The 13605-nt window shown below is 72.6% G+C and carries 13 protein-coding genes; 7 read left to right on the top strand and 6 right to left on the bottom strand.

The genetic code is table 11. From position 1 onward, the window contains the following. Window positions 1-30 precede the first annotated feature (30 nt). The gene (locus AB0I89_RS06875) at window positions 31-636 is read left to right on the top strand and encodes a class I SAM-dependent methyltransferase (RefSeq protein WP_357121414.1); all 606 of its coding nucleotides are present in this window, start codon (window positions 31-33) and stop codon (window positions 634-636) included. A 45-nt stretch (window positions 637-681) separates the two neighbouring features. On the opposite strand, the gene eccB is transcribed toward AB0I89_RS06875, so the two are convergent. Further along, window positions 682-2052 carry a type VII secretion protein EccB gene (gene eccB / locus AB0I89_RS06870; RefSeq protein WP_357121411.1) on the bottom strand — a complete coding sequence of 457 codons (1371 nt, stop codon included), beginning with the start codon at window positions 2050-2052 and terminating at the stop codon, window positions 682-684. 126 nt (window positions 2053-2178) lie between these two features. Between eccB and AB0I89_RS06865 the strand changes: the two genes are divergently transcribed. Both AB0I89_RS06865 and AB0I89_RS06860 read left to right on the top strand, forming a co-directional pair. Then, the gene (locus AB0I89_RS06865) at window positions 2179-2892 is read left to right on the top strand and encodes a spermidine synthase (RefSeq protein ID WP_357121408.1); all 714 of its coding nucleotides are present in this window, start codon (window positions 2179-2181) and stop codon (window positions 2890-2892) included. 240 nt (window positions 2893-3132) lie between these two features. Then, window positions 3133-3309 carry a hypothetical protein gene (locus tag AB0I89_RS06860; protein ID WP_357121405.1) on the top strand — a complete coding sequence of 59 codons (177 nt, stop codon included), beginning with the start codon at window positions 3133-3135 and terminating at the stop codon, window positions 3307-3309. A 3-nt stretch (window positions 3310-3312) separates the two neighbouring features. On the opposite strand, the gene AB0I89_RS06855 is transcribed toward AB0I89_RS06860, so the two are convergent. After that, window positions 3313-5115, bottom strand: coding sequence for an acyl-CoA dehydrogenase (locus AB0I89_RS06855; protein ID WP_357121402.1), 1803 nt, complete (start codon window positions 5113-5115; stop codon window positions 3313-3315). 236 nt (window positions 5116-5351) lie between these two features. Here AB0I89_RS06855 and AB0I89_RS06850 point away from each other — a divergent pair, with 236 nt between their 5' ends. The 3 genes from AB0I89_RS06850 to AB0I89_RS06840 all read left to right on the top strand — a co-directional run bounded on the left by AB0I89_RS06850 (window position 5352) and on the right by AB0I89_RS06840 (window position 7599). Then, window positions 5352-6389, top strand: coding sequence for an L-dopachrome tautomerase-related protein (locus AB0I89_RS06850; protein WP_357121400.1), 1038 nt, complete (start codon window positions 5352-5354; stop codon window positions 6387-6389). Between the two features lie 94 nt (window positions 6390-6483). After that, complete coding sequence (locus tag AB0I89_RS06845) at window positions 6484-6864, top strand: VOC family protein (protein WP_357121397.1); 381 nt, start codon at window positions 6484-6486, stop codon at window positions 6862-6864. Window positions 6865-6903: 39 nt separating this feature from the next. Beyond that, window positions 6904-7599 carry an alpha/beta hydrolase gene (locus AB0I89_RS06840; protein WP_357121394.1) on the top strand — a complete coding sequence of 232 codons (696 nt, stop codon included), beginning with the start codon at window positions 6904-6906 and terminating at the stop codon, window positions 7597-7599. 192 nt (window positions 7600-7791) lie between these two features. Here AB0I89_RS06840 and AB0I89_RS06835 read toward each other — a convergent pair whose 3' ends face one another. From AB0I89_RS06835 to AB0I89_RS06825, 3 genes are read right to left on the bottom strand one after another with little or no spacing between them, the layout of a single operon-like run. Next, complete coding sequence (locus tag AB0I89_RS06835; protein ID WP_357121391.1) at window positions 7792-9048, bottom strand: MFS transporter; 1257 nt, start codon at window positions 9046-9048, stop codon at window positions 7792-7794. Then, window positions 9045-9641: a helix-turn-helix domain-containing protein gene (locus AB0I89_RS06830; RefSeq protein ID WP_357121388.1), complete on the bottom strand. Its 597-nt coding sequence runs from the start codon at window positions 9639-9641 to the stop codon at window positions 9045-9047. The genes AB0I89_RS06835 and AB0I89_RS06830 overlap by 4 nt, the downstream gene beginning before the upstream one ends. A 40-nt stretch (window positions 9642-9681) precedes the next feature. Beyond that, window positions 9682-11274, bottom strand: a complete 1593-nt coding sequence (locus tag AB0I89_RS06825; RefSeq protein WP_357121385.1) for an LLM class flavin-dependent oxidoreductase — start codon at window positions 11272-11274, stop codon at window positions 9682-9684. A gap of 113 nt (window positions 11275-11387) precedes the next feature. On the opposite strand from AB0I89_RS06825, the gene AB0I89_RS06820 reads away from it, so the two are divergent. Continuing rightward, window positions 11388-11912 (top strand): MarR family transcriptional regulator, encoded by a 525-nt coding sequence (locus tag AB0I89_RS06820; protein ID WP_357121382.1) that lies wholly within the window; start codon window positions 11388-11390, stop codon window positions 11910-11912. Window positions 11913-11985: 73 nt separating this feature from the next. Here the strand turns inward: AB0I89_RS06820 and AB0I89_RS06815 are convergent, their stop codons facing one another. Next, a complete protein-coding gene (locus tag AB0I89_RS06815) occupies window positions 11986-13494 on the bottom strand; it encodes a phosphoesterase (RefSeq protein ID WP_357121380.1) in 1509 nt (502 codons plus the stop codon). Window positions 13495-13605 lie beyond the last annotated feature (111 nt).

Below are 13605 nucleotides of genomic sequence, written 5' to 3'. Positions count from 1 at the left end.
GCCCCGGCCGACCCGGTTACCGTGGGCCGTATGGCCAACCCGACCCGCTGGGCGACCGACACCGGTCCGGAGCACTCGCAGTGGTACGTCGACCGGTTCCGCAAACTCGCCGCCGAGGGCGCCGACCTGGCCGGCGAGGCCCGACTGGTGGACACCCTGATCGAGCCCGGGTCACGGATCCTCGACGCCGGCAGTGGCACCGGTCGGGTCGGCGCGGCCCTGGCCCAGCGCGGGCACACCGTCGTCGGGGTGGACGCCGACCCCGTCCTGGTGGAGGCCGCCCGCGCCGATCATCCCGGTCCGCGCTGGCTCGTCGCCGACCTGGCCGACCTGGACCTACCGGCGATGGGAGAGGGCGAGCCGTTCGACGCCGCCGTGCTCGCCGGCAACGTGCTCGCGTTCGTCGCCGTCGGCACCGAGCCGGAGGTGCTGCGCCGCCTCGCCGGGCACCTACGCCCGGACGGCGTCCTGGCGGTGGGCTTCGGCACCGAACGCGGTTACCCGCTGACCGCGTTCGACGCCGACGCGGTCGCCGCCGGGCTGCGCCTCGAACACCGCTTCGCCACCTGGGACCTGCGCCCGTGGCGGGACGACGCGCCCTTCGCGGTCAGCGTGCTGCGCCGGCCGGCAACCTGACGCCGGGGCAACGTCGGGACGGGGCGGCGAACGGCCCGAGCGGCGTCAGGACGGGGCGGCGACGGCCCGCGCCGCGGCCGGATCGAGGGTCGCGCCCGCCGGCACGAGACTGACCAGGCCGGCGGGCAGCCGCACCGGTCGCACGTCGCGGTACCCGAGCATCGGCAGCACCTCCCGGTCGGCCAGCACGTACCGCCGGCCCAGATCGGTGACCACCGACACCGCCCCACCGGACGCGCCGGGCGCCGCGGCGGCCTCGACCACCGCGCCGCCGCCGGGCTGCACCACCACGTGGTCGGCCAGCGCCGCGCCGCCGGACGGCGCGGTCCGCGGAACGGCCGCCAGGTCCGGCAGGTGTACGCCCCAGCGCACCTCGCCCGCGTCGTCGTCGCCGACGCGGGTGCAGATCGCCGCCTCGTCGGTGGCGGCGAGCCGGGGCGGGGCGGGCGGCGGAGCGGTCGGGCCGCTCGGGGCGAGGTCGGGCATCGTGGGCAGCGCCGCGAACCGACCCAACGTCATCGGCTCCGACTCCCCCTGCCCGGTACGGGCCAACAGCAGCCCGGCCTGCAACTCGGTGATCCCGGCCAGCCCGTCGTCGAGCGCCACCGCGTACTGCCGGCCGCCGCCGGAGTTGCGGACCAGGTAGACCTGCCCGATGGTGGCGCCCGGCACCCGGGCGGAGGGCCGGCCCTCGCCGGGCAGCGGCGGCGGGGCCAGGTCAACCCCGGCGGGGAGGGCGTTGAGCAGTGCTGGCGCGACGGGCACCGCCCGTGTCCGGGTGGTCGCCAGCGCGGCCAGCACCCGGTTGGGATCGCGGATCAGGTAGCGACGCTGGTGCCACACGAGGTGCAGGTCGCCGTCCGGATGGCGGAGCAGCAGCGCCTCGTCGCCGAGGGGCCGGCCGCCGTCGGGGTCGACGCCGATGAGCAGGGCCGAACGGGAGTCCGCGCCGGCCGTCGTCGAGCAGACCGTCCAGGGCGACTTCGCGAGGCGACCCGGCGCGGGCAACGAGTCCGGCGCGTCGGCGATGCCCAGTGGCAGGCCGCGCGGCACGCCGTCGATCGACCGCCGGGAGACCAGTACCGTCTTCGACCGGTCCGCGCCGACGATCAGCAACGCCGAGGCGTAGTTGAGCACCGGGTGCAGCTTCTGCTCGCGGTACACGAACCGGGCGCCGGACTCCTTCTCCACGATCACCGCGCCCGGGTCCCGCCAGCGGGTGCCACCACCGGCGAACAGGCCGTACAGCGCCGCGCCCCCGAGCCCGATCACCGCGACGAGGACGCTGGCCAGGCCCGCGCCCGCCAGCCGTCGGAACGGCGACTGGGCCGGGTCGGTCTCCCGCATCACCAGCGCGGCGACCGCCCGCTGGACGCTGAACTGGTAGGAGTGCAGCTGATCCTGCCGCGACGGCATGGGGTCCCTTCCGCTGGTTCGACCGGGCACAGGATATGCGCTGCGTCGATGTCCCGTGGACCCTGCGTGGCGGGGCGGAACCCGGTCGGTACCATTCGGGGACGAATCCGGCGGCGAGAGGGCACCGTGGGCGCGCGTTTCGAGGAACTGGCCTGGCGGGAGACACCGATCGGCGCGATCAGCCTGCGGCGGCGTCGCGACCCGGCGCTCCAGGTCGAGGTGTACGAGGTCAAGCTCGACGACGAGTACCTGATGTCCAGCCTCTTCCCCGTCGCCGAGATCGAGCTGGCCCGCCTCGGCCTCGCCGAACTGACCGGCGACACGCTCGACGTGGTGGTCGGTGGCCTCGGACTGGGCTATACGGCGTGCACCGCGCTGGCCGACCCACGGGTACGGGCGCTGCTGGTGGTGGAGGCCATCGAGGACGTCATCGACTGGCACCGACGAGGGCTGCTGCCCTTCGCGGCCGGGCTGGCCGAGGACCCTCGGACCCGCTTCGTCCGGGCCGACTTCTTCGCCGCCGTGGCCGGCGACGAGGGGTTCGACGCCGAGGCCCCCGGGCGGCGCTTCGACGCGGTCCTCCTCGACGTCGACCACTCGCCGCGCAACGTCCTGCACCCGAGCCACGCGCCGTTCTACACCCCGGACGGCCTCCGTCGGCTCGCCGCGCTGCTCCGTCCGGAGGGTGTCTTCGCGCTCTGGTCGGACGACCCACCGGACGACGCGTTCACCGCGGCGCTCGGGAAGGTGTTCACGACCGTACGGGCGCACGTCGTGCCGTTCGCCAACCCGCTGACCGGTGGCCAGTCCGCCAACACCGTCTACGTCGCCCGGCGCTGACGCGCCCTCGCCCTCGCCCTCGCCCTCGCCCTCGCCCCCGCCCTCGCCCTCGCCCTCAACCCCTCGCCGATCTTGCAGATTCTGTTGGTGATATGCGGGCCGAAGTCCTTTTTGCCGGGACAGAAAGTGCAAGATCGCGCAGGGGTGGGCGTCCGGGGGGTGTTTGGGTTTCGCGGGGGCGGGAAGGTGGGGCCCGGGGTCGCCGCATCTCGCGCCGCGACCGAGTTACGGGAGGTCGCGATGCGTGCCCTGCTCTGGGTCGTCGGCGTGGTGGCTGGCGTGCTGATTCTGCTCGGGCTGATTCTCGAGGCCGTCCGCTGGCTGATCATCATCGGTCTGATCGCGCTGGTGATCGTGATCGTCCTGGGTGTGGTCAAGGGGCGGCAGGCCATGCACCACCAGGGCCGTCGACGGTGACGGTCAGAACCAGTCCGCGCGCATGTCGAGCGCGGAGCGGTCGAGGCTGTCCAGCAGGTCGAACTGGGGTCCCGTGCGGGGCAGTTCGACGCTGAAGAAGTAGCGGGCGGCCTGCCGCTTCCCGGCGTGGAAGGAATCGGCGCTTCCGGTGAGCGGCAGCGCCAGCACCTGTTCGAGCCAGATCCAGGCGATCACCACGTGCCCGACCGCCTCGAGGTACGCGCTGGCGTTGGCCAGGGCGACCACCGGATCGCCGCCGGCCCAGAGCCGCCGGGTGACGGTGGTGATCCGTCGCACCGCCGTGTCCAGCCGCTCGGCCAGTTCGGCGGCCTCGCCGCCGGCCACCCGCGCCCGCGCGACGGTGTCCCCCATCGTCTCGGTCAGCAGGAGCAGGCCCGCGCCGCCGTGCATGGTCATCTTGCGCCCCAGCAGGTCCAGCGCCTGGATTCCGTGGGTGCCCTCGTGGATCGGGTTGAGCCGGTTGTCGCGGTAGTGCTGCTCCACGTCGTGGTCGCGCGTGTAGCCGGCGCCGCCGAGAACCTGGATGGCCAGGTCGTTCGCCGCCAGGCACCACTGCGACGGCCAGCTCTTGGCGATCGGGGTGAGCACGTCCAACAGCAGGTGCGCCCGCTCGCGGTCCGCGTCGGTCGGCGCGGTCTTCTCCTCGTCGAGCAGCCGGGCGCAGTAGAGCACCAGGGCCAGCGCCCCCTCCACGTAGCTCTTCTGGGCCAGCAGCATCCGGCGTACGTCGGGGTGGTCGATGATCGGCACCTGCGGCGTGGCCGGGTCCTTCGCGCCGACCGGTCGGCCCTGCGGCCGTTCCCGGGCGTACGCCAGGCTCTTGAGGTAGCCGGTGTAGCCCAGCGCGGTGGCGCCGGCCCCGACGCCGATCCGGGCCTCGTTCATCATGTGGAACATCTGGGCCAGTCCCTGGTGGGGCGCGCCGACCAGGTGGCCCACCGCGCCGGGCTGGCCGCCCGGGGTGTGTCCGCCGTCGCCGAAGCTGAGCAGCGCGTTGGTGGTGCCCCGGAACCCCATCTTGTGGTTGAGCCCGACCAGCGCCACGTCGTTGCGCTCCCCCAGCGAGCCGTTCGGGCCGACCAGCACCTTGGGTACGACGAACAGCGAGATGCCCCTCACCCCGGGCGGGCCGCCGGGTATCCGCGCCAACACCAGGTGGACGATGTTCTCGGCCAGCTCGTGGTCGCCACCGGAGATCCACATCTTGGTGCCGAACAGGCGGTACGTGCCGTCGGGCTGCGGCTCGGCCCGGGTGACGATGTCAGCCAGTGAGCTGCCGGCGTGCGGCTCGGACAGGCACATGGTGCCGAAGAACCGGCCCTCGAGCATCGGCCGGACGTAGGTGTCGACCTGCTCGGCGCTGCCGTGAGCCAGCAGCAGGTTGGCGTTGCCCAGGGTCAGCAGCGGATACGCGGAGGTGGCCACGTTGGCCGCCTGGAACCAGGCGAAGCAGGCCGCGGCGACGGCGTGCGGCAGTTGCAGACCACCGACGGAGTCGTCCATCGCGGCGGTGAGCAGGCCCGTCTCGGCAAAGCTGCGCAGTGCCGCCTCGATCTGCGGGATCGTCCGCACGCGGTTCCCGTCGATCGTGGGCTCGGCGAGGTCGGCGGCCCGGTTGTGCGGGGCGAACTGGTCGGTGGCCACCCGCTCGGCGAGGTCGAGGGCGTCGTCGAAGGTCTCCCGGGAGTGCTCGGCGTAGCGGGGACGCTCGACGAGGTGCGCCACCCGCAACCAGTCGTGCAGCAGGAAGTCCAGGTCACGGCGGGAGAGCAGGGTGGACGGCACGGAACTCCTCGGCAGGGCTGGGGTGTGTCGGCTCGGGGCGGCGGCCCGGCGTCGCCCGGTCCCATCCTGACCGATCAGTCGGGAGCGCACCACCGGCGGCCCGGGGCGGTGTGGCCGGCGTACCCGACCCGGTGGCGGGGGCGGTGTTTCGCCGGGGCCGGCACGGGGATACCGCGCCAACGGTGGCGGACCATCGACGGTACGGCGGTGTCGCCCGTCGGGTGAGGAGCGGGCCGATGTCCATGCTTCCCACCGAGGAGGATCCTCGGTTGACACCGGTACTCGTCGAGGACCGGGTCTGCACGGGCGTGACCACGCTGCGGGGGCGCGTCTTCCTGAGCTACCCGTCGGCGGACGGGCCGGGTGTGCAGGTGGTCGAGGCGCTGCCGGACGGCCGTCGCAACCCGTACCCGGACGCCGCCTGGAATGCGCGGGACCAACCGCCGGACGGGACGTTCGTGCACGTCAATGGATTGCGCGCCGGCCCGGACGGTCGACTGTGGATCGTCGACTCCGGGTCGCCCCAGCTCGGCGGCGACCAGGTGCCCGGCGGGGCGCGGTTGATCGTGGTCGACGTGGACGGCGACCGGGTGGACCGGGTCTACCACCTCGACGGCGCGGTGCGTCCGCACAGCTACGTCGACGACGTCCGGTTCCACGACGGCACCGCGTACGTCACCGATGCCGGCGCGCCCGGCCTCGTCGTCGTGGATCTCGACTCGGGCGCGTGCCGACGGGTGTTGGACGGGCACCCGAGCACGGTGGGCAGGCCGGTGGTCGCCGACGGCCGGGCGCTGCGGGATCCCAGCGGGGCCGAGGTGTGCCTGCACACCGACCAACTGGAGGTGTCGCCGGACGGTCGGTGGCTGTACTACCAGCCGGCCTCGGGTGGGATGTCCCGGATCGGCACCCGGTGGCTGGACGACCCGACGCTGTCGGACGAGGAGTTGGCCCGGCGGGTCGAGCCCTGGTCGGACACCCCGAGCACCGGCGGCACGGCCATCGACGCGCGCGGCACCATCTACGTCAGCGATGTCGAGAGCCGCCGCATCCTCGCGGTGGGGCCGGACCGCAGCGTGCGTACGCTCGTCGCGGACCCACGCCTGAACTGGGTGGACGCGATGTGGCTCGACACCGACGGGCAGCTCTGGCTGCCGGCGGCCCAACTGCACCTGACGGCCGGGTTCAACGGCGGGCATCCGGCCGTCGCCTACCCCATCCGGATCTACCGGATGCCGGTCGACGCCGGCCCGCCACCGACGGACCACGCCTGACGGCGATATTCCCTCCCTACCCGCTGCCGGCCCAGATCGCCGCTCACCTCGGCGCGACCAGCACAGGGTAGGAATCGTCGATATCCTGCCTCGCATGCATCGAAGCCGTGTGTACGCGTTGCTCATCGACGCGCCCGAGGCGGAGGCCGCGCGGGCGGCGGAGTTCTGGTCGGCGGCCCTGGGCGTCGGCACCCGGTCCCACCCGGAGGAGCCGCAGTTCGTGGGGCTGCACGAGGCGGTGCCGGGCCTGGTCACCGCCGTCCAGGCCGTCGACGACGCGCCGCGCTACCACCTCGACATCGAGACCGACGACGTGGCGGCCGAGACCGCCCGGCTGGTCGGCCTGGGCGCCACTGAGGTGACGCGGTGGATGGAGTGCCGCATCCTGCGGGCGCCCGGAGGGCACCTGCTCTGCGTCCTGCCGGTCGAGAGTCCACCCGAGGTGTTCGACGCCCAGGCCCGGACCTGGTCGTGACGCGCGCACCTGTCGCAGGGCCGCAGTAGGGTTCCGGCCATGGCTGATCTGGTGTTGGTGGCAGGAGCGTGGCTGGGGTCCTGGGCGTGGGACGAGGTGACGCCGCCCCTGCGGGCCGCCGGCCACCAGACCTTTGCCCTGACCCTCTCCGGTCTCGCCGAGAGGCAGGGAGTGCCGGCCGGCCAGCAGACCCACGTGCGGGACATTGTCGACGAGATCGAACGCCGCGACCTGCGCGACGTGGTGCTCGTCGGGCACAGCTACTCGGGCATCCCGGTGGGGCAGGCCGCCGAGCGGATCGGTGACCGGTTGACCCGGGTGGTCTTCCTCGACTCGGAGGTGCCGGTCGACGGCGGGTCGTTCGCATCCGGCTGGTGGCAGGGGCAGGCGGCGTTCGAGTCGGTGCTCGCCGCCAACGGCGGCGACTGGCCGCCGCTCGCCCCAGCCGAGTTCGACGGTCAGGGTCTCACCGACGAGCAGATCGCGCGGCTGGTCAAGGGCGCCACCCCGCATCCGGGGCGCACGCTGACCGAGCCGGCCGTGCTGAGCGGTTACCTGGGCGACCTGCCGGCGACGTACGTCAAGTGCCTGCTCGACGGGCCCGAGCCCAACGACACGGTGGCGGCGCTGCTCGCCAGCGAGCGCTGGCGGCTCCTCACGATGGCCACCGGCCACTGGCCGATGTTCTCCCAGCCCGCCGAGTTGGCCGCGCTGCTCGCGGCGGAGGCGAGCTGACCGGCGGCCGGTGCGGCACGCCGTCAAGGTCGGCTCGGGGGCATCGGTGCCATGAGCGTGATGCCTGTGAGTCATCAAGATGACTCACAGGCATCACGCCTCGGGAGGCAGTTGCCTCCAGTCAGGAGCGGCACAAGCCGGGCGACGGCCAGCCAGGAGCGGCACAAGCCGGGCGACGGCCAGTCGGGACGGTCACGGCGTGACGGTGTCGAGGGTCCTGATGTGGCGCACCGGGGACGCGAGCAGCCACAGCACGGCGAGCACACCGCCCACTCCGGCGACGACCAGGGTCGGCCGCAGTCCGAGGGTGGTGCCGAGCACGCCGCCGACCAGCGCGCCGAGCGGCCGGATGCCGTAGTTGACGGCGCTGTACGCGCCCGCTCGACGACCCCGCGCGTCGTCCGGGGTGACGGCGGCGAGCAGGGCGTTGAGGTTGACGTCCATCAGCATCACGCCGACGCTGGACACCAACTCGATGGCCGCCAGCATGGCCACCTTCGCCCAGGTCGGGCCGTTGATCAGCGCCGTCAGCGCGAGCGGGGCGGGGAACACCACCGCGCCGATCATCGCCGTACGACCGAGCCCGATGGCGCGCGAGATGCGGGGTGCCAGGGCCGCTCCGGCCAGGCCACCGAGCGCTCCGACGCCGAACGCGACGCCGATCGCGCCGGCCGACAGGCCGAGTTGACGGTTGGCGTAGAGCACCAGCAGCGCCGACGCGATGAAGGTGAAGAAGTTGACGGTGCTGGTGCAGCCGAGCGCGGCGCGCAGCACCGGATGGCGCAGCACCAGCGCCATGCCCTCGCGGACCATTCCGAGGGTGGACGTCTGCCGTGGCGGTGGCGGGGGTTCGGTGACCGGGATACGACGCAGCAGCAGCGCGGACGCGAGGAAGGACACCGCGTCGACGAGGATCGCCACCGGCGCGCTGAGCGCCTGGACGAGTCCTCCGCCGACGGCCGGGCCGACGATGAACGACAGGGACCGGCTCACGCTGAGTTTGCTGTTGGCCTCCACGTACGCCGAGCGTGGCACCAGGGCGACGAAGAACGCCTGCTGCCCCAGGGCGAACAGCACCGCTGCGGCGCCGGTGAGCAGCGCCACCAGGTAGAGCTGGGTCAGGGTGACCGCGCCGAACAGGTACGCCACCGGGAGGCTGAGCAGCACGACGGCGCGGACCAGGTCCGCGATGATCAGGAGGCGGCGTTTGTGGGTGCGCTGGTCGACCCACGCGCCGAGGAACAGGCCCAGCAGGTTGGGTAGCCAGATCAGCGCGGTGAGGACACTGGCCTGCACGGGCGTCGCGGCGAGCAGGGCAACGGCGATCAGGGGCAGGGCCAGCTCGCTGATCCGGTCGCCGAACGCCGTGATCGTCTGACCGATCCAGAAGGTACGGAAGCGCCGGTCGCGGTGCGGGGCCGGTGCGGCCGGGGCGTCGACGGCGGTCATGACGCGGACGGATCGTCGGCGACCTCGGGCAGCAGGTAGCGCAGCATCCGGACGACCTGCGCGCCGGCCGGGGGCGTGTCGTCGTCCTTGCGCCGCACGTACGGGGCGAGCAGCTCCTCGATCGCCTCTTCGAGGTGCCGCAGTTCGTCCGCCGTGGCGACGAAGCGGGTGTCGGACACCCCGGCGAGCCCGCGCCACTCGGCCTCCAGGCGGGGCTCGTCGTGCAGCAGCCACTGCTGCGGCGTCTCCGCGATCCGCGCGAACATCTCGCCGCGGAGCTGCCGCGCCGCGGCCTGCCCCTCGGCGTCGTCCGGCAGGCTGAAGCGGAACCCGCGGGCGGTCGCCTGCCACCAGCGCTCCCGCTTGCTGGTGCTTCCGTCGGCGTCGGCGACCAGGCCGAACGTCGCGAGGTGGCGCAGGTGCCAGCTCACCACCGACGGCGTGGCCCCGACGTGCGGCGACAGCCCGGTGGCGGTGGACGGGCCGTGTCGCTGGAGCCGGTCGAGGATGGCCAGGCGGACGGGGTGTGCCAACGCCCGCAGGGCCTGCGGCTCGGTGATCTCGAAATCCCCGTACGGATTCTTGAGAGACATGTTTCGAAAGTAGTCTCTCAAGTCCCTCCGGGCAACCCGGTCAGCTCACCCCCAGGCGAGCGAGCGGCTCGACCAGTTCCCGCTCCTCGTAGCTCAGGTGCGACAGCAGGGCGTCGGTCAACAGGTTCACCGCGGCGCGCAGCTCGGCCAGCCCGTCCGGCGCACCGACGTACGCCACCAGCGCCTTGTCGACGCCCTCCAACACCTCGTGGATGACGTGGTGCTCCTGCTCCAGCCGGTCGACGACCGGGCGCAGCCGCGGGTCGGCCTGCCGCAGGCGCGGAAAGAGCGCCTGGTCCTCGATGGTGTGGTGGGTGGTGACGATGCGGCAGTAGGACTCGCAGTACGCCCCCAACGTCCACCGGTTCTGCCGCATGGTCATCGTGTTGATCTGCGACCGCGCCGCGCCGGCGTCGATCTCGCCGGCCGCCACCTGCTCGATCAGGTCGTGGATCTGCGCCAACTCGGCGCGCAGCCCGTCGTGCACCTGCACCAGGTGCTGGCCGGTGGCCTGCTCGTGCGCGGTGTAGGTGCGGGTGGGATCGGGCGTCGGCCCGGTGGGGCGGGCCGCCTCGTCCCAGACCTTCCGGTCGCTGAGCCGGCGGCCGTCATCGGGTGTCGGCACCACCGCGAAGGCGCCGGCGCTCACCCGCGCCCGGCCCCGCGGCGCGGGGGGCGCGACGACCGCCGCCGGCTGCGTGTCCGCAAGGACCTCGGCGGGGGTACGCACCGACGCGGCGTCCCGGTCGCGCTCGGTCGCCACCAGTTCACGCACGGCGGGCGCCACCTCACCGGCGAACCGGCGCAGGTCGTCGGGGTCGTCGCTGGCCAGGATGAACGTGCCGATCCCGTCCCCCAGCGCCAACTCGGTCAGCTCCCGCACCCACTGCTCGACGGGTCCGTGCAACGGGCCACGGCCCACCGTGGAGAAGGTGCCGGAGATGTTGAGCAGCCGGCGGACGTCGGCGGGTGAACGGCCGGCCTCGTGCGCCGCGTCGTCGATGACGGCGTTGCCCCGGGCCAGGTCACCGGGTTCGAGGTAGCCGAGCGAGGGCAGCCAGCCGTCGGCCCGACGACCGGTGAGCGCGAGCATGCGTGGCTTGTACGCCCCGAGCCAGATCGGCACCGCGTGGGCGGGGGCCGGACCGCGCTTCGCGCCGATGACCCGGTGGAACTCGCCGTCGACCCGCACACCGCCGCGTGCCTGCGCGTCCCACATCTGCCGGAGGACGTCGATGCCCTCCTCCAACGCCCGGACGCCCTGCCCGGGGGTCAGCCGCCGCCCGCCCATGGCCTCGATGGCATCCCAGAAGGCGCCCGCGCCGAGGCCCAACGCGACCCGACCTCCGGTGAGCAGGTCGAGGCTGGCGACGCTGCGGGCGAGCACGGCGGGTGGGCGCAGCGGCAGGTTGGTGACGTTCGCGGACAGGTGCACCCGGTCGGTCCGGGCGGCGATGAAGCTCAGCAGCGTCCAGGTGTCCAGGAACCGTGGCTGGTACGGGTGGTCCTGGAAGGTGACCAGATCCAGCCCGACCTGCTCGGCCAGGACGGCGAGCCCGACGGTGCGGTCCGGGTCGTCGTTGCCGGGCGTGGTGAACGAGCCGAAGACCAGGTCGTGGCCGTAGTCGCTCATGTGCGAGCCTCCTGTCGTACGCGCCGCGTCGCGCGATGCGTCGCGACGCCAACCTTATGTCAGACAGAACATCTGTTGCCAACATGGTCTGTGACTTCGGCTATCGTCGGGGTATGACGGGTGCCACCGACCGGCCGGACCGGCCCGATCCGCTCGACGACGATCTGGGCTGGATGCTGGGGATCGTCTTCCGTGGCTACGTCCGAGCGGCCGAGCACGCGCTGACCGATTTTCCCGGCGGCCCGCGCGGCTATCAGGTGCTCACCGCCTCGGTCACCGGCCCGGGTCGCAATCAGGGCGCGATCGCCGAGGAGTTGGGGATCGACCGCACGGTGCTGACGTACCTGATCGACGACCTCGAACGCCCCGGCTTCGTGGCCCGGCGGGCCGACCCGTCCGACCGGCGCAGCCGACTGGTGGACGTCACCGACGCCGGGCGGGCGGCCTGGGAGCAGCGGCGCGAGGCGCTACGACGGGTGGAGGCGCACCTGTTGGGGTCGCTCACGCCGACCGAGTCGACGACCCTGCGCACCCTGCTGCAAAGAGTGGCCTGCTCCACCCAGGCCACCGACCCCCTGCGCAACCTCTGCGAAGCGGTAACCGAAATCCACCCCGCCCCACCCGCAGAACGGCGTTGATCAAGAGGTTCGCGTCAGGATTCAGGCCTGCGGTGACGCGAACCTCTTGATCAACAGGGAGGGTGGGGCGGGATCAGCGGACGTGCACGAACACCGGGTTGGAGTAGAACCACAGGTCGTCCCACGGGCTCTCGAGACCGTCCGCGAGGGGCTCGGCCTCGTCGGTGCTGGTGCCGCGCACCCGGGCGTACGTGTCGGCCTCGACATTGCGCAGGGTGTGCCGAATGACGTAGTCGTGACCCTGCCGACGCCAGTCGCGCGGGCCGAACCGGGCCACCACCTTGGTGGTGGGGTTGGTGTCGGCGTCCAGGTTGGCGCTCGGTCCGGTGATCTGCCCGACGATCAGGTCGACGCGGCGGACCTCCGGCCGGTCGCCGTTGCCGTTCACCCCGTCCTGCGGGCGGAACCGGATCTCGATCTCGACGTCGGTGCGGCTGCGACGGTTGACCGTGATGGTCTCGCCGACCTCAGCCGTCTTGCCCTGCGACGTGGCGGTCACGTCGAGGCTGCGGATCAGGTCGCCGGTGGTCACCCAGATCCGGCCGTTGCGCAGGCCGTCCATGATGTCGCCGTAGTCCTGGCGCGCGTACACGTAGGTCTTGCTGTACTCCCCCGGCCAGAAGTCCGAGCCGCCGCGCGTCCAGTGCACGTGCGAGTCGGACGTCGCGGTGATCCACCAACGCCGACCCTCGCCGAGGAGCGAGTCCCAGAGGCCACCGACCCGTGCGGTCATCTGGTCGAAGCCGCCGTAGGTGGGGTGGTTGCCGTACCCGCCGCGCTTGCCGCCGTTGAGCGGACCGGCCTGGTGACCGGGCGCGCCCTCGAAGCCGATGTACACGTCGGGCGCGGCGTTGTTGCCGTTACGGAACTCGCGCGGGGTGTCCTGGCCGTAGACGCCGAGGCCGGGCGCCGAACGGGAGGCGTGGTGGGCGATCACCAGCGGCTTGTGCGGCATGCCCCGGGCGACCTTGAGGAACTCCACCATCTTGGCCTCGGTGTCGCGGGCCGGGTCGGTGGGGAACGCGTCGTACTTGGCGAAGCGGCTCTCCAGCTCGAAGAGCTGTTTCGCCTCGTCGTCGTGGCGCGGGATCATCAGCGTGTGGTGGTCCAGCGAGGGCGCGTCGAACTCCATGCCCCAGAACTGGAGCACCTCGGGGACGAGCTTGCGCGAGCGCAGCAGGTCGGGGTACGCCTGCTCGATGTTGACCTTCGAGTGCGTCGGTCCACCGTGGTCGGTGCACATCGCCCAGGTCAGGCCGAAGTTCTTGGCCATGATGGCGTTGGTGACGATCGGGTAGACCGCGTCCGCGCCCTTGTGGAAGACGATCGGGCTCCGGGTGGTGTCGAACTCGCCGCTGTACTCGGAGTGGACGTGGTGGTCACCCGCGCGCCACGACCGGTTCTTGACGCCGCCCCGGTCGCCCTCGTCATCGCCGGGCCGGCGCTCCTCGTCGGCCCACGCCGCGCCGCCGCCCACCAGGGGACTCGCGGCGGCCAGCGTCGCGCCGACACCCGCGTACTTGACCAGCTTGCGCCGCGACAACTGCGCGCGCTCGACCTCTTCGGCTTGCTTGTCTCTCACGTCAGAGCCTCTCCTCGATCAAGCGAATGCTCTTTCGATCAAGGAGCCTCGAAGAGGTCGGTGAACGCCCGCCGTACGCCGGACGGGTACCCGGTGAACTCCCTGGCCGAG

Origin of the sequence: Micromonospora sp. NPDC049801 (assembly GCF_040656575.1) — a bacterium.
GTDB lineage: Bacteria > Actinomycetota > Actinomycetes > Mycobacteriales > Micromonosporaceae > Micromonospora.
The sequence above is the reverse complement of the archived record's forward strand: the minus strand, read 5'-3'. Positions and strand labels throughout refer to the sequence as shown.

Coding starts and splice junctions, on each gene's coding strand:
- AB0I89_RS06835 (WP_357121391.1), bottom strand. CDS start 9,048: ATGACCGCCGTCGACGCCCCGGCCGCACCGGCCCCGCACCGCGACCGG.
- eccB (WP_357121411.1), bottom strand. CDS start 2,052: ATGCCGTCGCGGCAGGATCAGCTGCACTCCTACCAGTTCAGCGTCCAG.
- AB0I89_RS06825 (WP_357121385.1), bottom strand. CDS start 11,274: ATGAGCGACTACGGCCACGACCTGGTCTTCGGCTCGTTCACCACGCCC.
- AB0I89_RS06840 (WP_357121394.1), top strand. CDS start 6,904: ATGGCTGATCTGGTGTTGGTGGCAGGAGCGTGGCTGGGGTCCTGGGCG.
- AB0I89_RS06820 (WP_357121382.1), top strand. CDS start 11,388: ATGACGGGTGCCACCGACCGGCCGGACCGGCCCGATCCGCTCGACGAC.
- AB0I89_RS06850 (WP_357121400.1), top strand. CDS start 5,352: ATGTCCATGCTTCCCACCGAGGAGGATCCTCGGTTGACACCGGTACTC.
- AB0I89_RS06875 (WP_357121414.1), top strand. CDS start 31: ATGGCCAACCCGACCCGCTGGGCGACCGACACCGGTCCGGAGCACTCG.
- AB0I89_RS06860 (WP_357121405.1), top strand. CDS start 3,133: ATGCGTGCCCTGCTCTGGGTCGTCGGCGTGGTGGCTGGCGTGCTGATT.
- AB0I89_RS06845 (WP_357121397.1), top strand. CDS start 6,484: ATGCATCGAAGCCGTGTGTACGCGTTGCTCATCGACGCGCCCGAGGCG.
- AB0I89_RS06830 (WP_357121388.1), bottom strand. CDS start 9,641: ATGTCTCTCAAGAATCCGTACGGGGATTTCGAGATCACCGAGCCGCAG.